Consider the following 18790-nt stretch of genomic DNA (forward strand, 5'->3'; position numbering starts at 1 on the left):
ACTACCGGAGCGCCGCCTGTCGCGCACGCAGATGAGGCACGAGTCCGGCAAGGCGTGAGATCACGTACTCGATCTCCTCCGCCGTCGTGAAGCGCGTGAGGCCGAATCGAATCGACGCGCGCCCGAGATCTTCGTTCACGCTCAGGGCAGCGAGCACATGCGACGGCTCGGCGCTTGCGGTCGTGCACGCCGCGCCAGGCGACACGGCAATGTCGTCAAGCGCAAGAAACAGCGCGCTTCCCTCGATACCTGGGATGCTCACATGGAGATTGTGCGGCAACCGTTTCTCCATCGAGCCGTTCACCTGCAAGTCAGCGATCGCCGCTTCGAGCCCCGCCAGCAACCGATCTCGCAACAGGCGCAGATGCTCACTCTCCTCCCCCATCTTGCTGCGACTGATCGCACACGCTTTGCCGAAGCCGACGATGCCGGGCACGTTGAGGGTGCCGGAGCGCAAGCCGCGCTCGTGGCCACCGCCGTGCATCTGCGCTGCGAGTGCCGACTTCGCTTGGCGCCGCACGTACAGCGCGCCGATGCCCTTGGGCCCATAGATCTTGTGTGCCGTGCACGAGAGCAAGTCGATCTGCATCCGATCGACGTCGATTGGGATCTTGCCGACGGCTTGTGCCGCATCGGTATGAAAGAGCACGCCGCGCTCACGACAGACCGCACCAATCTCTGCGAGCGGCTGCAGCACACCGATCTCATTGTTGGCTGCCATGACCGACACCATGACAGTGTCGGACGCGATGGCTGCCTGCAGATCGTCGAGGACCAATAGCCCATCCGGCTGCACGGGCAAGCGCGTCACACGGACGCCGCGGGCCTCGAGCGCGGCGCACGAATCGAGCACGGATCGGTGCTCGGTGGCAACCGACACGATGTGACGACCACCTTCGGCGCGCAGACCGAGTCCTTCGGCGACGCCCTTCAAGGCGAGGTTGTTCGACTCCGTCGCACCGCTCGTGAAGAGGATGTCCTTGTGGTGGGCGCCTATGAGAGCGGCGATCTCCGCGCGGGCGGCGTCGACCGCCTCTCGTGCCCGCCATCCGAAGGCGTGGTGGCGGCTGGCGGCGTTGCCGAACGCCTCCGCGAAATACGGCTGCATGGCCTCCACGACCGCCGGATCGCAGGGCGTCGTCGCGTGCGCATCGAGGTAGATGAGATTCAAAATGGCGTGCGCTCCCAATGGTAGGGCGCGTTCACCGAACGCGCCTACCGGAGCCCCTGAGGTAACGGCCGCCTCGGCGAGACGGCCCTACCGAGAATCCTACTTAGGACTCATGACTGGTGACTTGAGCGCTGTACCGCGGTGAACGACCGTGACAGGGCTCGTCGGCATCAGCGGAATGGCGTCTTGTGCGATTTCGAGAAGGCTGCAGGTACCCAGCGCCTGGAGGATGCGATCCTTGATGCGCCACAGTGGATCGCGCACGTTGCATTTCGAGTACTGCTCGCAATCGTGGTCGTCGGTCGAGCACGCGGTCATCGTGACTGGGCCGTCGACAGCCTCGATGATGTCCGCGACAGAGATCCGGCTGGCTGGGCGTGCAAGCGTGTAGCCCCCGCGAGTGCCCTGGTGGCTGACGAGCAGATCACGACGCGCCAGCCGCTGGAGAACCTTCGCCATGAGCTCGACAGGAATGTCGTACTGCCCTGCAATCTCACGCGCGCTCGCCGAGGCGTGCTCGTCACTGAGCGCGAGGTGCTTCATCGCAATCAGTGCGTAATCGGCCTTCTTCGATAGCCTGAACATGGTGCCAGCCCGGCTATCCGAGCTATAGAAGCATGGTACGCCCTGGTACCGGGCGGGTCAAGTAACCGGTGGAAAGTTCGAGGTTTGAGGTTCGAGGTTCGAGGTTGGGGGGGTTGAGGTGTTCGAAGGCGAAGCTCGAAGAGCCCCGGAGCAACGAAGGAAACCTCCAGCATTGGCCCTTTCACCGTAAACCTTGAACCTCGAACCTCGAACCTTGAACCTTTAGTACTTCGGCTGTGAAGGGTCGACTTTGTCGATCCAGGCGAGAATGCCGCCCTTGAGGTTGACCGCCTTGTCGAAGCCTTGCCGCTGCAGAAGCGTCACAGCCTGCGCGCTGCGCGCACCTGATCGGCAGTGAACGACGAGATCTCGGCCTCGGTCGAGCTCCTGCGCGCGGCCTGGAAGCTGGCCTAGCGGGATGACAACCGAGCCGTCGATACGGCAGATCTGCACCTCATGCGGCTCCCGCACGTCGAGAATCACGAAGTCATCCCCCCGATCGAGCTTCTCCTTCACCGCTTCCGGGGTGATCTCTGGAACCGTTGACGTCGTAGGCGACGGTGCGGCAGACGCCGCCGGTCGCAAGCCGCAAAACTGCTCGTAGTCGATGAGCGCTTTCACGGTTGGATTGTCGCCGCAGACGGGGCACTCCGGATCGCGCCGCAGCTTCAGCTCGCGAAAGCGCATCCCGAGGGCGTCGTAGATCAAGAACCGGCCAACGAGCGGCTCACCGACGCCGAGCATCAGCTTGATGGCCTCGGTCGCCTGAACGAGACCCACGAGGCCCGGGAGCACGCCGAGCACGCCACCCTCCGCACAGCTCGGCACGAGACCCGGCGGCGGCGGCTCGGGGTAGAGGCAGCGGTAGCAGGGGCCGCCCTTCACCGCGAACACAGATGCCTGCCCTTCGAAGCGAAAGATGCTGCCGTAGGCATTCGGCTTCCCCAGCAGCACGCAGGCGTCGTTCACGAGATAGCGAGTGGGGAAGTTGTCCGTTCCGTCCACGATGACGTCGTACGGCTCGAAGAGGTCCAGCGCGTTTGCGGATGACAGCTGCGTCTGGTGCAAATCAACCTGAATATGTGGATTGATCGCTTGGATCTTCTCTCTGGCGGATTGGAGCTTTGGCCGACCCACGTCCGGCGTGCCGTGGATGATCTGCCGCTGTAGATTGCTGTGATCGACCACGTCGAAGTCCACGAGACCGATCCGACCAACACCTGCAGCCGCGAGATAGAGCGCTACCGGTGAGCCGAGACCACCCGCGCCGATGCACAGCACACTAGCGGCTTTCAGCTTTCGCTGGCCGTCCATGCCGACCTCCGGCATGATCAGGTGCCGGTTGTAGCGCTGGATCTCTTCCGACGAGAGGGCGGGCAGCTCCACGGGCGGCGATGCCGTCACAGCCTCGACGCCGCCTGCCACCGACGGGATGATGCTCAGCGAGTCACCGGCGCGAACCGGTGTCTCCTCCTTCTGCAAATACCGGATGTCATCATCATTGAGATAGACGTTGACGAAGCTCCGCAGCTTTCCTTCCTCCGTATAGAGGTGCCGGCGGAGATCGCCATACGTCGTGGCGAGATTCGCGAGCACCTCGCCAACCGTGGTGCCCTCGACTTCGACGATGTCGCGTTGGTCCGTGTAGGACCTGAGTGGGGTCGGAATATGAACTTTGTGTGCCACGTTCTGCCTCGTTAGCGGTCCTTGGTTCTTGGTCCTTGGTCCTTGGTGCGGCTGAGCAACCAGGCCATAGGCGCACCAAGAACTAAGGACCAAGAACTAAGGACTAAGGACTAAGGACTAAGGACTCTCAACAACTACCTCGTCGAATCGGGAACGGTCGTCCCGCAGCTGCCAGCCCGTCAGCTCCGCCGGCGCCCCGTCACGGACCGAGAGGATCACGTACACGAAACCAGGCCATGCCGCCGCAAGATCGTGCACCGAGGGCTGCGCTGGATGATCCGGGTGCGAGTGGTAGAAGCCGAGCAACTCTCGACCGGCTTCACGGACTCTCTGTTCGAGAGCACGATATTCGGCCGGGCTGACCAGGAAGCGACGCTGCTGGTTCTCGCCGCTCGTGTTGGGCAGCGGCCATGCCTCCTCCAACGCATCACCGTGGCCCACCAGCGCGCCGCAGCACTCGAGGGGGTAGGTCGTCTGGCCATGCGCGCGGATACTCGCCAGCGCCGCCGAGGACGCTGCAAGCCGCCGTGTTTGCACCTGCTGTCCTGCAGTCGTATTCATCGCTCGATCGTGGATCGGCCTGGCTGACTCGTCCGCCGAAGCGCGAAGCGCGAAGGCGGAAGGCCAGCCCTGTCGGTAGAATACCCGAACGTTCGAAACGGCCGAAAACCCCATGACACAGTTCCTCGTCCTTCTCGTGCTCGGTCTCGGCCCGCAAGATGCCGCGTCTCCCCCCGCCGCACGCGCGCTGGCGGGCATCGTCGAAGACCCGTCTGGAGGTACCGTCGCCGGAGCCGTTGTCACCGTCACCTGCGCGGATGTGAGCCGCAGGGCTCGAACCGACGCGATTGGCCAGTTCCGCCTGGAGCGCCTCCCGGCAGCGCGCTGCAGCGTCGACGCGACCGCCGAGCTGCTGCGTGCAGGCCGCGTGGAGGTCGATCTGACCAACCGCGGCTCCGGCTTCGTACGCCTGGTTCTGTCCCTGGCCGACCTGACCAGTGAAGTCACGGTGACGCCCGCCCGGGGCGAGCAGGAGCGAACCTTCGACGTCCCCGACGCGGTCTCCGTTGCCACACGCGAAGAGCTCGACACGCGGCCGCTACAGATTCTTCCACAGGCCTTACGAGAGGAGACCAGCATCCTGGTGCAGCAGACCACAACGGCCCAGGGCTCCCCGTTCATCCGCGGGTTCAGCGCGCAGCGTATTGTGTACCTCCTCGATGGTGTGCGCTTCAACACCTCGACGTTCCGCGCCGGCGCCACGCAATACCTTGGCTGGATCAATCCGTCGCTCGTCCAACGCATCGAGGTCGTCCGGGGGCCCGCCTCCGTGCAGTACGGCAGCGACGCCCTCGGGGGCACGGTGAACGTCCTGAGCCTGCGCCCCGAAATCTCGCCCTCCGGCACGCGCACCGCCGGCAGCCTGCAGCTCTTCGGCGGCTCGGCCGACCGCAGCATCGGCGCCGATCTGCTTGCCAATCTTCGCACGCCGTCGCTGGCGCTGCGCGGCGGCATCTCAACCCGCCGCGTCGGAGACCTGCGCCCCGGCCGCGGCGAGGACTCCCATTCAGCTTTGACGCGCTTTCTGGGCGTGTCGTCCCAGGAGCTCTATACGCGCCTGCCGGACACCGGTTTCGATCAGTCGGGCGGACACATCGCGGGCACGTTCCCCATCGGCAGCGGCGCGCACCTCGAGCTCCAGTATGGTCACGAGACGCAGTCGAACGTGAGCCGCTATGACCGGATCATTGGAGGGGACGGCCTTTTCCGCAGCCAATTCGACCCGCAGCGGCTCGATTTCGGATACGTCCGTCTGCAGCGTAGTCAAACGGGCCCATTCGATGCGGTGCAGGCGACGATTTCCGTCAATCGGCAACAGGACGACCGCCTCGAGCAACGCGACCCTGACACGGACATCGAGCGGGAGACCGGCAGGGTCACGGCGCTCGGCTATCAGGCTCAAGGCACCTGGCTGGTGAGAGGACGTCACGGCGTCACCGTCGGCGGCGAGCTGTTCGATGAGTTCATCGGGGCCAGCCGGATCATCGAAGATCCTGGAACCGCGAGCCGCCGCCCTGAGCGTCCCGAGATTCCGGATGGCTCGCGGTACACGAGCGCTGGCTTCTTCCTGCAGGACAGTGTTGATCTCCTGGACGGGCGCCTTGGCCTCCGCGGTGGCGTGCGAGCCGGTTATTTCTCGTTTCGCGTCCCCGAGGATCCCTCGCTCGGTGTCACGGCAGACTCGGTCACGATGAGCGACGTGACCTTTCAGACAGGCGCCGTGTGGCGCGTGACCGAGGCGCTCAACGCCACGCTGTCCATTGGACGAGGCTTCCGCGCAGCGAACGCCTACGACCTGGGAGCGATTGGCATCAGCGGCGGTGGGTTCGAGATTGCGCCAACCGCCGCCGCGCGTGTCGGCGCGCTCATCGGCTCCGACGACGGCACGGATGCGGTGGCCACGAACGCTCAGGTCGAACCACTCGGACCGGAATCGAGCTATGCGTTCGAGGGTGGCATGAAGGTGCGCACCTCACGCCTCACCGCGTCGGTCCTCGTGTTCGATCTCGAGCTCGTCGACATCATCCAGCGTCGCACGGCGATCTTCCCGACGAGCGTCGTGGGCGAAACGTTCGCCGGTTACACGGTCATTCGGCAAGACGAGGCTGGTCGTGCGATCATCGCTCAGGATCCGCGACCGCTCGTGACACGCGTCAACGTCGATCGGGCACGCGTCGTGGGCGTGGAGGCAGACCTGCAGGTACGACTCGCGCCCGCCTGGCTCGCCGGCGGATGGTGGTCGCTGGCCAACGGCCGAGAGATCGAGACGGACAACGTCCTTCGCCGGATGCCGCCACCCATGGGCGGGCTCAGGCTCAAGTGGGAACCTACCAACCGTGGCCTCTGGGCGGAGGGCACGCTCACCTTCGCGCGGTCACAGACGCGTCTGAGCGGCGGCGACCTCGGCGACGCTCGCATTGGCGCCCGCCGCACCGCCGATGACATCGCCGCCTTCTTCACCGGTACGGCGACCGATTTGGGCCTGGTTCGCGACGACCGCCTCGTCGCGACTGGCGAAACGCTGGCGGCAGTGCAAGCGCGCCTGCTCGGCAACGCAACAGCGGTGCCGCTCTACACGACGACGCCCGGCTTTGCGGTGCTCGGCCTGCGCGCCGGCGTGCGCCTCACGTCGCGCCTCGACCTCACGGTCATTGCCGAGAACGTGACGGACCGCAACTACCGCTGGCACGGATCAGGCGTCGACGCCCCCGGCGTGAACGTGCAGATCAGAACACAGTGGCGATTCTGAGAAAGACAGTGACGAGTCACTCGTCACTCGTCACTCGCGTTTCCGGCTCTGGCGGCTCGAGATCGAGCTCGGGCGGTGCCATCGTCCGCACGGCCGACTCGATTGGCTCGAGCTCGGCTACCGACCGCCTGCCGCCCGAGCCCAGCTCCTCGAACTTCCGTGCCGACGGCAGCACGCGAGACTCGAGGGAGCCCACGGCCCGGTTGTAGGCATCCACCGCCTTGCCAAGCGCGCCACCCACGCTGCCCAGATGCTCCACGAGGACGCTCATGCGTTCTGACAGCTCGCGTCCGAGCTCGCTCACACGTGCGGCGTTCTCTGCCATCTTCTCCTGCCGCCAGCCATAGGCGACCGCTCTCAGCAATGCAATGAACGTCGTCGGCGTCGCGATCACCACTTTCTGCCCGAGCGCCCATTCGATGACGTCCGGATCTTGTTCCGCCGCCGCAGCGAGGAAGGAGTCATTCGGAATGAAGAGCACGACGAACTCGAGGCCGTTCAGCGCATCGGCGTACTCCTTGGCCGCAAGGCGTGTGACATGTTGGCGGATCTGCTGCGCGTGGCGCCGCAAGGCCTCTCGCCGCGCGTCTTCGCTCGGCGCCTCCAGCGCCTCGAGATACGCCGTGAGGGGCACTTTCGAATCGACGACGATCTGCCGGCCGGCGGGCAAGGTGACGACCATGTCCGGTCTGATGCGGCCGTTCTCGTGGAAGAGGGATTCCTGCTCGGTGAAGTCGCAGTGCTCGATCATGCCGGCGAGCTCTGCCGTCCGTCGTAGCGCAATCTCACCCCAGCGCCCCCGCACGTGCGGCTGCCTGAGCGCGTTGACGAGGCGTGAGGTCTCCTGCGACAGCCGGCCCGTCGTCGTCATCACCTGTTGAAGCTGCTGATCGACGCTGCCAAATCGCGTTGCGCTGCGCTCGGCCAGCTCGCGCGCCTCCTTCTGATAGGCGCCGACGGCTTCTTGAAGCGGCGCGATGATGGCGGCGATGGTATCCGTCCGCTGCGTGAGGTCGCCCGCCGCCTGCTCCCTGAGCGACTTGAACTTCTCCTCGGCAAGCTGCAGCAAGCCCTGCGTGCTGCGGTCTAGCGCGTCCGCGGCCAGCGACTTGAACACGTCTCCCAGGCGCGCCTTCGCTTCTTCGAGCAACCGCTCCTGCTGCTGCATCTGCCGCGCGGCTTCCTGGACCCGCGTTTCCGCCACCGCCCGGTGATGCTCTGCGGTACGGAGTCGCTCGCGCAAGTCCGCGACCTCCGCTTCGAGCGCCTGGAGCTCTCGGTCGATCGTCTCGGCACGCGCCTCGGCCGCCGCCGCCCGGCGCAGAAAGAGTGCGGCGGCAACTGCTCCCGAGAGCAGGCCAACGAGCAGGGTAATCAGGGCCAGTAAGATCGGATCGCTCATGCGTTCCAAATCGGGCTTCTTCACGCCCGACCTAAAAGGTCGGGCCTACTTGAGCGTCGCGGTCAGCGAGACCCTGGCTTGAATCTCCATGACGCCCGGCGCGACGGGCGTTGGCGGCGCGGCCGCCACGGCATCTTCGCGCGCCCGAGCCGCAAATGGCATCGGCGGGGGCGTGGCCGGCCGGACCTGGTCGTCTATCCGAACGATGCGATCGAGAGTGCGGGCAGCGGCAGCAGCCATGGCTTCGGCGCGCGCGCGCGCATCGGCCACCGCCTGTGTCAAGGCCTCCCGCTCCAGCGCGTCTCGCTGCTTGAGCTCGAACTGAATACTGCTCACCTCCGTGGCGCCGGATGTCACGGCGGCGTCGATGATCTCACCGAGTCGCGCGATGTCGTCCACGCGCACCTCGATCGAGTTACGAGCCGCGTAGTCTCGAAGCCGTTGCTTGCCGTCAGCATAGTCGTACTGCGGTTGTAGGTCGATGCTCGTCGTTCGAACGGCGTCCGACGGAATGCCGAGCTCCTCGAGGCGCGCCTGCAACGCAGTCATCGCCTGCGCGTTCTTCTCTTGCGCGGCACGAGGAACGCGGTCCCGCGCCTCAGCGGTCACCGTGACCCGTGCTCGATCTGGTGCCGCCCGCACGATGCCCTCACCGGTCGCGGAGACGACGTCGCGGTCGAGCTGTCGCACCACGCCGCCTTCGGCCTCCTCGCTCGAGCCGCCGGGCGGCGGCTCCTGTGTCCAACCGGGCTGAGGGATGCCGACGATCATCGCTCCACAGAGAATCGCCCCTTGTGCCAGTTTTGCGCGCACGTGATCACTCCTTTGTGGTCTTGGTCATCACTCCACGAACGGTACGACAGCTTCCAGCAGAAAAGCCAGAACCTGCTCCTCGGTGATCGCCGCAATGGCGGCGCCCTCTGCGACGACGCGCTCGCTCACGACGACGTGCTGACCGCGTGTGTAGCTGATCTGGCCGACGACCGCTGCCGGGCGGCGCGCCGTATCGAGCGACAGCGCGATGTAGTCGGAGGGCCTTCGATCCGCGTCGAGCCGGAGCGCGCCAACCGGCGTCCCCAGCGTGAACGCGACGCGTTCGGCACGCAGCGCCTGCACGAACTGTCGAACGAGTGGCGTCGCCTGCTCGAGCACGCCCTCCCAGTCGCGCCGCGCGTCATCAATCGCCTGGCGACGCGACACGGACTCCCGGCGCACACGATCAACCGTCTGTCGTAACCGCTTCTTGATCTCACCAGAATCCATATCTCCCTACCTGCTGCCGGGGCCGGCCTCTCAAGGCCCAGGCTCATGGAATTGACACTCGTAGCGAAGGCCTCGGGACTCGTCATGGCGCCTTACGTCCCATATTGATGGCCATCAACCCTCCGAGGAGGGGCCGCCACTCAGTATCGACGAAACCGAGTGCCGCCATGCGCGCCGCCACGTCCGCGGCACCCGGATAGCGCGCGAGGCTCGCAGGAATATAGCGGTACGTATCGGCGTCACGGTGTAGCGCGAGACCCACGACCGAGCCGACAATCGTGAGGTACGCCAAATACACAGCGCGTACAACAGCGTTGGCTGGCTGGTTGAAGTCGAGGGCGAGCATCCGGCCGCCGGGCGCCAGCACCCGATAGATCTCGGCCAGGGCGGTGTCCAAGACTGCTGCATTCCGCAGCCCGTAACCGGCGGTGACGAGCGTCACACTGGCGTCGGGCAGCGGCAGCTTCAGCATATCGCCGACCACGAACGTGACGCTCGAAGCCCCGAGCGAGCGACGCGAGTCGACGGTTCGACTTCGCTCACCGTCGACCCTGAGCGCGGTCGAAGGGTCGAGGGGCGACCGGCGCGCCTTGGACCGCGCCAATCGCGTCATTTCCGGTGCGAAGTCGAGGCCAGCCACCCGCGCGCCGCGCGCCGCCAGGCCATAGGCAAGGTCGCCCGTCCCGCAGGCGAGATCGACCGCTCTCTCCCCAGGTCGAACGTTGGCAAGATCGACGAGCTCGGCCTTCCACCGGCGATCGCGCCCATATGACAGCAAGACCGTGATGAGGTCGTAGCGGTGCGCGATCCGTTGGAAAAGGGCCGATACATATCGTTGCTTGCGATCGGGAGTGGACAACGCATCGCGGAGCGAGGGGCGCCGTGCTGGCGTGCTAGTGGAGGGAGGGGTCATCTTTTCGCTAGGATAAAGGGGCCGCTGACAGACCGCTCGGCGGCCCGCTGTGACCGCGTCAACCGTCATGCTGCCATCGAGCACGGTCGAAAACTACCTCAAGGCGATCCACCACGGACAGAGTGATCTGCCCGATGGGCGGGATCTGGTGCCCATGGGTCAGCTCGCCGCAGCGCTGAACGTCGTGCCAGGGACGGCCACAACGATGGTCAAGGCGCTGGCAGAGGCGGGCCTGGTGGTCTACGAGCCGTACACCGGCGTGCGGCTGACGCAGGCAGGCGCTCGGCTCGCCGCGATGGTACTCAGGCGGCATCGCCTCATCGAGCTCTTCCTGGTCCAGGTGATGCGCATGAGCTGGACCGACGTGCACGACGAAGCAGAGCAGCTCGAGCATGTGGTGTCGGACCAGCTCATCGAGCGGATGGACAAAATGCTCGGCCGGCCATCGGTCGACCCGCATGGCGACCCGATTCCAAGCGCCGAGGGTGCGCTCGACCATCGCGAATATCACACGCTGCTCGATTGCCCGCTGGGCCGGCGGGCGACCGTGATCCGCGTTCTCGATCAGGATCCAGATTTCCTTCGTTTCGTCGAGCAGAGCGACCTCAAACCTGGTCAGCACCTCCAGGTGGAAGCGCGTGACAACGCTTCGGACAGCGTGCGGGTGAGCGTCAAGGAGCGTCGAGAGATCACGCTCGGTACGCGCGCCGCGTCGAAGCTGCTCGTCGAAGTCTCGTAGCCGCGCCCCGGCAGGGTGACCAGGTGACACGGTGACCGGGTGACACGGTGAGGGGGTTGCTTGGAGATCGGGGTGAGCGCCACCAGTCAGCCGGCTCTTCAGGCAAGCACATCGAACAACGTGGGTCGCGCCGTTTCGACCCCGATGTATCGACGCGCCCCTCACCCTGTCACCCCCTCACCCCGTCACCCCCTCACCCGCCACCCCCTGACCCTGTCACCACCCGCAGGAGATCCCCCGGCCGGTCGATCGTGGGCACACCGATGCGTTCGTCCGCTGGAATGTTTGCGAACCCAAAACCGTACCGCGCCAGGCACACGGCCGTTCCCGCCGCCCGCGCCGTGTGTAGATCGACCCACGAGTCACCGACCAGCAACGTCTCGGCGGCCGTGACACCGGCGCACTCGAGGAGATGTCGCAAGCCGTCTGGTGCCGGCTTTCGCGGAAACCGATGATCGGCTGCCACCACGAACCGAACGTACGGCGCCAAAGCGAGCATCTCGAGAAGGCGTTCGGTGGCTCGGTGCGGCTTGTTGGTCAGCACGGAAATGCATCGATTCGCGCCAAGGCGCTCGAGCGTGGGCACCATGCCGTCGTAAGGGCGAGTATGTATGGCGAGACGCTCCTCGTACAGCTCCAGAAACATCTCGAGCGCTTGGTCGGTCGAGACCGAGATTGCCGCGGCGTCGACGACTCGCTCGACCAGCTTCCGCGCGCCCTCCCCAACCATGCTGATAACGGCGTCGAGCGTCAGTGGCCGGCCACCGCAACGGCTGACGAGCGCGTTCGCCGCGTCCGCCAGATCTCGCTGCGAATCCACCAGCGTGCCGTCCAGATCGAAGACAATGTGTGGATAATGACCTTCTGAAAGTGGCATTGTGGAGTTCAGTTGTGAGTTTTGAGTTGTGAGTCCGATTCCTGATCCATGCCTATCGCCGTACTTTGCTCAGGCGGTCTCGATAGTGTCGTATTGCTCGCGCACCAGGCGCAGAGAGGCGAGGTCCAACCGATCTACGTCTCCGTTGGGCTCGCGTGGGAAGCGGAAGAGCGCCGTCGTCTGAACGATGTCATGGCCGCATTGACCGACCATGGTCAAATCCGGTCGCCGCGCGTGCTCGACATGGGCATGCGAGACGTGTATGCGCCCACCCACTGGGCGATTCAAGGCAACCCGCCCGGCTATCACACGCCCGATGATCATGTGTACATTATCGGCCGCAATGTGACGCTGTTGACCAAGGCCGCCATCTTCTGTGCGCACGCATCGATCCACGAGCTCGCGCTTGGACCGCTCGCCGGCAACCCGTTCCCGGATGCGACGCCGCAGTTCTTTCGCGCGCTCGAGCGAGCACTGTCGATCGGTCTCGCCCACGACATCACCATCTCGACACCATTTCGCGATCTTCACAAAGCGGACGTCCTGCGGCTTGGGCTTGCGCTCGGCGTGCCACTCCATCTCACGTTGTCGTGTATGAAGTCGGTGGGTGGGCTTCACTGCGGCCGCTGCAGCAAATGTCGAGAGCGGCAGGAGGCATTCGGACACGCGGGGCTCACCGACCCCACAGAATACGCTTCGAGGTCGGGGTGATCGATCGGCTCACGTGACGAGCGACTATCAGTCGACCGACTTGAGCGCAATCGAGCCGTCAGAGGTACGGATCTTCAGCAGATGTCCTCCGTCACCCAAACGCGTTCGCAGTGATTGACGAGATCGATCGCGGCCCTCGGCGTCCCGGTCGAAGCGCAGCTCCGGAACCAAGCCGGCGATACGGACACGGCCGTCGCCGGTAAACGCGTCGAGCTCCGCGTCGAACGACGCAGGAAGTATCAACACGACAGCGCCATCGCCGGTCTCGACATTCCAATTGGTTCTCATGCTGCTCCCCGGCAAGGCCCGCACGGTCACGGAGCCGTCGCCGGTGCGAACGTTCAGATCCATGATCCGCCCCCTCACGGACACGTTCCCATCGCCGGTGGTCAGGTCGCAGCGCCCCTCCACATCCTCGATCTTAATCCGGCCGTCCCCGGTGTGCGCCCGCACGTCTCCCTTGACCTTCAGGGCGGTCAGACTGCCATCGGCGGTGCGCAGCTCGATGGGTCCCTCGACCCCCTCCACGCTGATCGATCCGTCATCGCTGCGCACCACCAAGCGGCACCGTGCTGGCACCCAGGCGGTCACTCTTGCGCTCTGAGGGGCGCCCACGAAGTCCCATGTCCCCTGCGGCGACCGCTGAACTTGGACGTGAATGCGAGAGCCGTCCTGGTCGCTCACGACCTGGATGCCGTCGAGCAGCTCGGACGTGGCGCCCCGCTTTTCGACATCGACTGCCACCTCGGGCCGATCCCACGCGCGCACGTCGATTCTGCCGTTGAACGTGGAGAGCGTGACCTCCGGAATCCCGTCGACCTCGAAGCGCGCCTGCTCAGTGGCGACCTGACCTTCCGAGTCGACCTGAACCACGCAGCCGACGAGAAGCCAGGAGACCGCAAGCGTCGCCACGAGCGGCAGGCGGGAGAAGTCAAACCGTACAGATCCCATCTCGAATACGTAGACGGTCGAACGCAGCCCAAGGTTCTTGCGGGCCGCGCCCTAGCGAGGCGTCCTTTTCGGCCTCAAGGGTTCAGCTGGCGACAGTATTAGCAGCGTAGGCGAGCTGGCCTCCCACGTAGGTGCTGCGAACCTGCAAGTCGGCCCCGAGCACGGTGAGATCGGCAACCGCACCGGCGCGGATCGCACCGACATCGGCAAGTCCGAGCTGTTCCGCCTGATTGGTGGCGCACAGCCGGGCCGCGTCCACCACCGAAAGGCCTAGTATCTGTACCACGAAGCGAAACGCTCCATCCATGGTCAGCCGGCTCCCGGCGAGTGTCCCATCGTCCAGGAAGCAGGCCGTTTCACGGACGGTCACGCGCCGGCCACCGAGCTCGACGCGCGAGCCGACCGGGAGCCCCGCTCCGGCGGTGCCATCGGTGATGACCATCACGCGCGGCACACGCTTGGCGGCAATGGCTGTCCGCACCATGATCGGATGCACGTGATAGCCATCACACACGATCTCAGCCGCAACATCCTCGGATTCCAACACGGCACCAACGAGGCCCGGCTCCCGGTGATTGAGCGGCGGCATTCGGTTGAAGAGGTGCGTGGCCTGCCGCGCGCCCGCTTCGATGCCTGCACGCCCCTGCTCGAGCGTCGCACCGGAGTGCCCGAGCGAGACGTGGATGCCGCGGGAGACGAGCCTGTCGAGCAACGGCAGCGCATGCGGCAGCTCCGGCGCCAGCGTCACGATACCAACCTCGGGCTGGTAGGCATCTATTACTCGAAGAATCTCGTCACCGGCGGTATCCTCGCGCCGCTCCGTCGGCGACGGCGGCTCGCAGAGGTGCTCGAGCGGCTGTGCGCCACGATAGTCCGGGTTGATGAAGTTGCTCTCCAAGTGCGCCGGCAAGACGCGCGCTCCCTGCATCTCGGGTTGCCGCCGACGAGCCGCGCGCGTGGCACTCAAGGCGCGCTCGAGATCCTGCGGGCCGCATGCGATCGTGGTGGGGCAAAACGCGGTTACACCGTACTTCACGAGACGCGCCGCAATCTCCCCAATCGATTCGAGCGGCCCGAGAGCGTCGAGCCCTTCCACGCCGTGTACGTGGACGTCGATGAAACCAGGCACCACGAGATGTCCGCGAAGATCACGGCGGGTGGGGTCGGCCGGTATACCGCCTTCGCGGATCTCGACGATGCGCCCTTCGTCGATGACAAGGCTGCCATTCCGAACGATTCGATCTGGTAGGACGATATCCGGACCTGCGAGGATGATCATCGATCAGCGTCTGCCGTCAAACGGCTACCTGGGTACACGAGCAGCTTACGGCCTACCAGCGGTAGGTCGCGCGCCGTCAGGACATCACCGTCCGTGTTGCCTCGCTCGCACCGAAAGAGCCGGCGATCGAGGTTTCGGAGCAACAACGAGAGCGCACGCTCGTCGGGTGCCGACAGCACGATCACACCGCCACACTCGAGGGGTGGGAAACGGCGATCGTCGAAGTAGTCGCGGTCGAGCGTCAAGAGCGTGCGCCGCATCTCGCGGGCACGACGAAAGTGCTCGCTGTCACGTGCACGACGGAGATCGGCGTGCTCCATGACGAAGAACACATCCCAGCCCAGACGTTCACGCATGAACCCGACAAGGCCTGCCGGAAGATTGGCGTCCGCGTAGACGAGCGGGTTGCGCGACACACGTGTCTGCCAATGCCCAAGCTCTGATGTCAGGGTGCCCATATGGCTGGTAGTAGCTTACCAGACCTGATAGCGTTAAGTTGGCAGGGGATCAAGGGATCAAGGGATACAGGTCAGGGGTCGCTCGCGAGAGATACCATGGTCGATTCGACTTCGTTACCGCTGATATTGGTCGGGGTGTACATCGTCAGCGGCGGTCTGCTCATGTTGTGGCTGTTCCTGTATATCAAGGGTCGCCCGGTGAACGAAGGACAGGTATTTCGAGCAAGCCGTCTGAGCGCGGGCAACCGACTGCTTCCCACGCAGGTGGTCATCACGCCACAGAGCGTGGTGCGCTACACACCGCGCTGGGTTGGCCGCCACGAACACTCGATCCACATGGCCCACGTCGCTTCGGTGCGTATCGACACGAGACTGCTCTTCTCCGATGTCTACATCGAGACAACCGGCGGCACGAGCGCTATCGTGTGCACGGGTCACACGAAAGGTGCCGCGAAACGCATGAAGGCGCTCATCGAGGAGCACCAGTCCGACTACTACAAGAAGCACGAAGGCCCCACCAGCGCGACCCGTGTCTGATGTCCTGACCTTGACGCTCCGGAGCATCCGCGTCGCCACCTCCGCCACCCGTATCCTGGAAGCGGATCTCGGTAACACGCCCTTCCATTTCCGGGCGGGACAGGCTGTCGTCATGGGGCTGCACGGGGACCCGGTCAGGCAGCCGTATTCGATCGCGTGCGCGCCGGCCGATGTGCGGCGCACCCGGCGTCTCGAGTTCCTGGTGGCGGTGAATGGATCTGGACGCGAGGGCACGCCGCTCGCGGGCCTTCGGCCGGGTGCGAAGCTGGACGTCGAGGGCCCTTCCGGATCGTTCGTGCTGCCCGATGCACTGGATGCGCGCCCGCTCCTCTTCATCGGCGGCGGAACCGGCATTGCACCGCTCCGCTCGATGATCCGTGAGGCGCTGGCCCGACACCACCCGGCCCCCGTGACACTCATCTATAGTGCCCGGCGCACGGCGGAGTTCTCATACCTCGACGAGCTCCGTCGTCTCGTACGGCAAGGTCGTCTGCAGCTCTTGCTCACCGTGACGCGGCTCGCAGGTCCACGCTGGCGCGGTGAGCGCGGCCGGATCACGCGCACGCTTCTCGAGCACCGCGTCCAGCACTTAGGGGCGAGCGCACGAGACCTCGAAGCGTTTCTGTGCGGTTCGCCGACGTTTGTGAGCGACCTCGCACGGCTGGTCAGCCAGATCGGCATCCCCGTGGCGCGTATTCACACGGAGCGTTGGCACGACTAACCACAGAGGACCTACTTCACGGCCAGCTTCGACTCCACGTTCTTGACCCCGGAGATGGAGCGGGCCACCGTGAGCGCCTTCTGTGCTTCCGTTTTGGAACCGACCGGCCCCGACAGGGTCACGACACCATTGGTGACGGCGACCTTGATGGCGGACCCTTTCACCTCGGGATCGTTGAGCAGCGCCGTCGTCACTCGCACTTGAATCGTGGTGTCGTCGGCCGGCCGGCTCACGCGCTGCGCGCATCCAGCGGCAAGTGATGCGGTAATCGCGATCGCGAACAATCCCAGCACCAAACGATGGCTTAGATTCATCGATACCCCTCGTGCTAAGTACGCGTCTGGCCCAGGTTGTCGTTTCTACATGCCCATTGCGTGCAATCCGGCGTCCACGAAGAGGACCTCCCCGGTGATAGCGCGCGACTCGTGACCGAGCAAGAACAGCGCCGTGTCGGCCACCTCTGCGCCCACGATGTTGCGCTTGAGCGGCGCGCGATCGCGGGCCACCTGCAACATGCTGGAGAAGCCGGCGACCCCCGCAGAGGCGAGCGTCTTCACCGGGCCAGCAGAGACGGCATTCACACGAATGTTCTCAGCGCCGAGATCTGCCGCCAGGTACCGGACCGAGGCCTCGAGCGCAGCCTTCGCCACGCCCATGACATTGTAGTTCGGGATCACCCGCTCGCTACCGAGATAGGTCAGTGTGACGATGCTGCCGCCGCCACGCTTGGTCATGAGCGGTGCCGCACCGGCCGCCAAGGTGACCAAGGAGTACGCGCTCACGTCGAGCGCGATTCGGAATGCCTCGCGTGACGTCTGGACGAACGGTTCCGCCAACGCCTCGCGTGGGGCGAACGCCGCACCGTGGACCAAGAAATCGAGGCTCCCAAGCTCTTGTTCAATGGTCGCGAACAGCGCGCCCACCTGCTCGTCGCTCGCCACGTCGCACGGCAGCAGCAGCGGCGCCCGTGGCAAGGTCGCGGCAAGCTCGCGCACGTTCTCCTCGAGTCGCGCGTTCTGGAACGTCAGCACGAGATGCGCGCCAGCCTGAGCCGCCGCTTGCGCAATCGCCCAGGCGAGCGACCGTTTGTTGGCCACACCCACAACCAGACCTGTTCGACCGGACAAGTCACTCATGCAACACACTTATATACGAAAAGGGCTCCGTGAAAGGGGACAGCCCTTGTTTTCGGACACTGCTATTTTGGACAGCGCGTTTTTGGATACCGCGTTTTTGGATACTGCGCTGACGAAATCGAGGACAGCCTTCGCTCCCTCGTCCACCTAACGGGAGCGTCTCGGCCCTGGGGAGCGGCGGCCGTCGCGGTCAGGTCGCGATGAGCCCCGCGGCCGGGACGGTCGCGCGTTGAATCCGCCCTTACCGCCAGGCTTGGGGTCACCGGACCAGCCGCTGCCCTTGCCTCCGCCACGCACCCGGCGCCCGCCCTGCTTGGTGGGGCCGTTCCGCATGCGGTGCATCGTGAACTCGGGCGGCTGGCGGGTGCCTGTCTGCCCTTCGGGACGAGGCAGCGTGGCGCGAATGAGGGTCACGCGGTGATGGGGATGGGGGCCCTCGTCGGCCGCTTCCTCTCGAGGGACGGCGTCCAACGACTCTTCGGCGGCGCTCGTTTCGTCGCTCTCAGGCGAGAGCGCCGCCGCGGCGACGGCATCCGAGGCACGCTCGGCAGAGTCGACAGCACTGACGCTATCTGCGAGCTCGGTCACCGGTTCTTGCGACGACTCGGCTGGAGCAGGGAGCGCAGGCGGCTGCTCGGTCAGTCCCTCGAGCACCTCCTTGTAGAGCGCCTTTGGCTCCTCCTTCTTGCGACGGCGGGCCGGCACCCGTGCATGCTTGTACGGGTGCTCAGTGTCACACGTCGTGCACCGAGTCTTGATGATGTCGTCGCCGACCATGGCGACAATCACGTGATTACTCAAGCGGCGCTCGTGCGGACAGTAATCGTCCAGCACGTCACCGAGCCGAAGCCGGCGCTGTTCCATCAAGTCCCCCGGTTAGACAACGGCAGGCGGGAAAAGCCTAGATGCAAAAAGCGGGACACTCCGTTTTTTGCACGCTGTACTCAGGTTGAGGTTTTCTGAGCGAGCCTGTGAACGTCGTTTCAGCAGGCGACTTGTAACCTCAGAAGTAGGGCACGCTAAGTTTAGCAACATGTGAGCACAATTGCAA

Annotated in this window: 20 protein-coding genes; 5 read left to right on the forward strand and 15 right to left on the reverse strand. The window is 65.1% G+C overall.

The genetic code is table 11. From position 1 onward, the window contains the following. Position 1: 1 nt before the first annotated feature. The 4 genes from GEV06_02130 to GEV06_02145 form a co-directional block, all read right to left on the reverse strand. On the reverse strand, positions 2–1189 hold the full coding sequence (locus GEV06_02130; GenBank protein MPZ16703.1) for an aminotransferase class V-fold PLP-dependent enzyme: 1188 nt from the start codon (positions 1187–1189) through the stop codon (positions 2–4). An 81-nt stretch (positions 1190–1270) separates the two neighbouring features. Further along, positions 1271–1756 (reverse strand): Rrf2 family transcriptional regulator, encoded by a 486-nt coding sequence (locus tag GEV06_02135; protein ID MPZ16704.1) that lies wholly within the window; start codon positions 1754–1756, stop codon positions 1271–1273. Positions 1757–1978: 222 nt separating this feature from the next. After that, the gene (gene moeB / locus GEV06_02140) at positions 1979–3442 is read right to left on the reverse strand and encodes a molybdopterin-synthase adenylyltransferase MoeB (GenBank protein MPZ16705.1); all 1464 of its coding nucleotides are present in this window, start codon (positions 3440–3442) and stop codon (positions 1979–1981) included. 117 nt (positions 3443–3559) lie between these two features. Next, the gene (locus GEV06_02145; protein ID MPZ16706.1) at positions 3560–4003 is read right to left on the reverse strand and encodes a hypothetical protein; all 444 of its coding nucleotides are present in this window, start codon (positions 4001–4003) and stop codon (positions 3560–3562) included. A gap of 112 nt (positions 4004–4115) precedes the next feature. Here GEV06_02145 and GEV06_02150 point away from each other — a divergent pair, with 112 nt between their 5' ends. After that, positions 4116–6752 carry a TonB-dependent receptor gene (locus GEV06_02150; protein ID MPZ16707.1) on the forward strand — a complete coding sequence of 879 codons (2637 nt, stop codon included), beginning with the start codon at positions 4116–4118 and terminating at the stop codon, positions 6750–6752. Positions 6753–6768: 16 nt separating this feature from the next. Here the strand turns inward: GEV06_02150 and rmuC are convergent, their stop codons facing one another. The 4 genes from rmuC to GEV06_02170 all read right to left on the reverse strand — a co-directional run bounded on the left by rmuC (position 6769) and on the right by GEV06_02170 (position 10399). Next, positions 6769–8154, reverse strand: a complete 1386-nt coding sequence (gene rmuC / locus GEV06_02155; GenBank protein MPZ16708.1) for a DNA recombination protein RmuC — start codon at positions 8152–8154, stop codon at positions 6769–6771. 45 nt (positions 8155–8199) lie between these two features. Further along, positions 8200–8967, reverse strand: a complete 768-nt coding sequence (locus GEV06_02160; GenBank protein MPZ16709.1) for a DUF541 domain-containing protein — start codon at positions 8965–8967, stop codon at positions 8200–8202. A 27-nt stretch (positions 8968–8994) separates the two neighbouring features. Next, the gene (locus tag GEV06_02165; GenBank protein ID MPZ16710.1) at positions 8995–9417 is read right to left on the reverse strand and encodes a hypothetical protein; all 423 of its coding nucleotides are present in this window, start codon (positions 9415–9417) and stop codon (positions 8995–8997) included. A gap of 82 nt (positions 9418–9499) precedes the next feature. Beyond that, positions 9500–10399 carry a methyltransferase domain-containing protein gene (locus GEV06_02170; GenBank protein ID MPZ16711.1) on the reverse strand — a complete coding sequence of 300 codons (900 nt, stop codon included), beginning with the start codon at positions 10397–10399 and terminating at the stop codon, positions 9500–9502. Between the two features lies 1 nt (position 10400). Between GEV06_02170 and GEV06_02175 the strand changes: the two genes are divergently transcribed. Next, a complete protein-coding gene (locus tag GEV06_02175; protein MPZ16712.1) occupies positions 10401–11069 on the forward strand; it encodes a metal-dependent transcriptional regulator in 669 nt (222 codons plus the stop codon). A gap of 193 nt (positions 11070–11262) precedes the next feature. Here GEV06_02175 and GEV06_02180 read toward each other — a convergent pair whose 3' ends face one another. Then, positions 11263–11946, reverse strand: a complete 684-nt coding sequence (locus GEV06_02180) for an HAD-IA family hydrolase (GenBank protein ID MPZ16713.1) — start codon at positions 11944–11946, stop codon at positions 11263–11265. Between the two features lie 48 nt (positions 11947–11994). Between GEV06_02180 and GEV06_02185 the strand changes: the two genes are divergently transcribed. Next, on the forward strand, positions 11995–12657 hold the full coding sequence (locus GEV06_02185; GenBank protein ID MPZ16714.1) for a 7-cyano-7-deazaguanine synthase: 663 nt from the start codon (positions 11995–11997) through the stop codon (positions 12655–12657). A 27-nt stretch (positions 12658–12684) separates the two neighbouring features. On the opposite strand, the gene GEV06_02190 is transcribed toward GEV06_02185, so the two are convergent. From GEV06_02190 to GEV06_02200, 3 genes are all read right to left on the reverse strand, one after another. Next, positions 12685–13608, reverse strand: a complete 924-nt coding sequence (locus GEV06_02190; protein MPZ16715.1) for a DUF4097 family beta strand repeat protein — start codon at positions 13606–13608, stop codon at positions 12685–12687. Positions 13609–13690: 82 nt separating this feature from the next. Then, on the reverse strand, positions 13691–14887 hold the full coding sequence (gene nagA / locus GEV06_02195; GenBank protein MPZ16716.1) for an N-acetylglucosamine-6-phosphate deacetylase: 1197 nt from the start codon (positions 14885–14887) through the stop codon (positions 13691–13693). Beyond that, positions 14884–15345 carry a hypothetical protein gene (locus GEV06_02200; protein ID MPZ16717.1) on the reverse strand — a complete coding sequence of 154 codons (462 nt, stop codon included), beginning with the start codon at positions 15343–15345 and terminating at the stop codon, positions 14884–14886. The genes nagA and GEV06_02200 overlap by 4 nt, the downstream gene beginning before the upstream one ends. 96 nt (positions 15346–15441) lie before the next feature. On the opposite strand from GEV06_02200, the gene GEV06_02205 reads away from it, so the two are divergent. Together GEV06_02205 and GEV06_02210 are read left to right on the forward strand one after the other, a co-directional pair. After that, positions 15442–15882 carry a hypothetical protein gene (locus tag GEV06_02205; protein MPZ16718.1) on the forward strand — a complete coding sequence of 147 codons (441 nt, stop codon included), beginning with the start codon at positions 15442–15444 and terminating at the stop codon, positions 15880–15882. After that, a complete protein-coding gene (locus GEV06_02210) occupies positions 15875–16603 on the forward strand; it encodes a hypothetical protein (protein MPZ16719.1) in 729 nt (242 codons plus the stop codon). The genes GEV06_02205 and GEV06_02210 overlap by 8 nt, the downstream gene beginning before the upstream one ends. Before the next feature lie 11 nt (positions 16604–16614). On the opposite strand, the gene GEV06_02215 is transcribed toward GEV06_02210, so the two are convergent. From GEV06_02215 to GEV06_02225, 3 genes are all read right to left on the reverse strand, one after another. Continuing rightward, positions 16615–16917, reverse strand: a complete 303-nt coding sequence (locus tag GEV06_02215; protein MPZ16720.1) for a BON domain-containing protein — start codon at positions 16915–16917, stop codon at positions 16615–16617. 45 nt (positions 16918–16962) lie between these two features. Then, complete coding sequence (locus tag GEV06_02220) at positions 16963–17739, reverse strand: SDR family oxidoreductase (GenBank protein MPZ16721.1); 777 nt, start codon at positions 17737–17739, stop codon at positions 16963–16965. Positions 17740–17886: 147 nt separating this feature from the next. Next, a complete protein-coding gene (locus tag GEV06_02225; protein ID MPZ16722.1) occupies positions 17887–18603 on the reverse strand; it encodes a hypothetical protein in 717 nt (238 codons plus the stop codon). Positions 18604–18790 lie beyond the last annotated feature (187 nt).

Source organism: Luteitalea sp. (assembly GCA_009377605.1).
In the GTDB taxonomy this organism is placed as follows: domain Bacteria; phylum Acidobacteriota; class Vicinamibacteria; order Vicinamibacterales; family Vicinamibacteraceae; genus WHTT01.

Excerpts from the sequence above, each read along its gene's own strand:
- GEV06_02135 (MPZ16704.1), bottom strand. The coding sequence starts at position 1,756 with ATGTTCAGGCTATCGAAGAAGGCCGATTACGCACTGATTGCGATGAAG.
- GEV06_02145 (MPZ16706.1), bottom strand. The coding sequence starts at position 4,003 with ATGAATACGACTGCAGGACAGCAGGTGCAAACACGGCGGCTTGCAGCG.
- GEV06_02150 (MPZ16707.1), top strand. The coding sequence starts at position 4,116 with ATGACACAGTTCCTCGTCCTTCTCGTGCTCGGTCTCGGCCCGCAAGAT.
- rmuC (MPZ16708.1), bottom strand. The coding sequence starts at position 8,154 with ATGAGCGATCCGATCTTACTGGCCCTGATTACCCTGCTCGTTGGCCTG.
- GEV06_02165 (MPZ16710.1), bottom strand. The coding sequence starts at position 9,417 with ATGGATTCTGGTGAGATCAAGAAGCGGTTACGACAGACGGTTGATCGT.
- GEV06_02170 (MPZ16711.1), bottom strand. The coding sequence starts at position 10,399 with ATGACGGTTGACGCGGTCACAGCGGGCCGCCGAGCGGTCTGTCAGCGG.
- GEV06_02180 (MPZ16713.1), bottom strand. The coding sequence starts at position 11,946 with ATGCCACTTTCAGAAGGTCATTATCCACACATTGTCTTCGATCTGGAC.
- GEV06_02185 (MPZ16714.1), top strand. The coding sequence starts at position 11,995 with ATGCCTATCGCCGTACTTTGCTCAGGCGGTCTCGATAGTGTCGTATTG.
- GEV06_02190 (MPZ16715.1), bottom strand. The coding sequence starts at position 13,608 with ATGGGATCTGTACGGTTTGACTTCTCCCGCCTGCCGCTCGTGGCGACG.
- nagA (MPZ16716.1), bottom strand. The coding sequence starts at position 14,887 with ATGATCATCCTCGCAGGTCCGGATATCGTCCTACCAGATCGAATCGTT.
- GEV06_02200 (MPZ16717.1), bottom strand. The coding sequence starts at position 15,345 with ATGGGCACCCTGACATCAGAGCTTGGGCATTGGCAGACACGTGTGTCG.
- GEV06_02205 (MPZ16718.1), top strand. The coding sequence starts at position 15,442 with ATGGTCGATTCGACTTCGTTACCGCTGATATTGGTCGGGGTGTACATC.
- GEV06_02215 (MPZ16720.1), bottom strand. The coding sequence starts at position 16,917 with ATGAATCTAAGCCATCGTTTGGTGCTGGGATTGTTCGCGATCGCGATT.
- GEV06_02220 (MPZ16721.1), bottom strand. The coding sequence starts at position 17,739 with ATGAGTGACTTGTCCGGTCGAACAGGTCTGGTTGTGGGTGTGGCCAAC.
- GEV06_02225 (MPZ16722.1), bottom strand. The coding sequence starts at position 18,603 with ATGGAACAGCGCCGGCTTCGGCTCGGTGACGTGCTGGACGATTACTGT.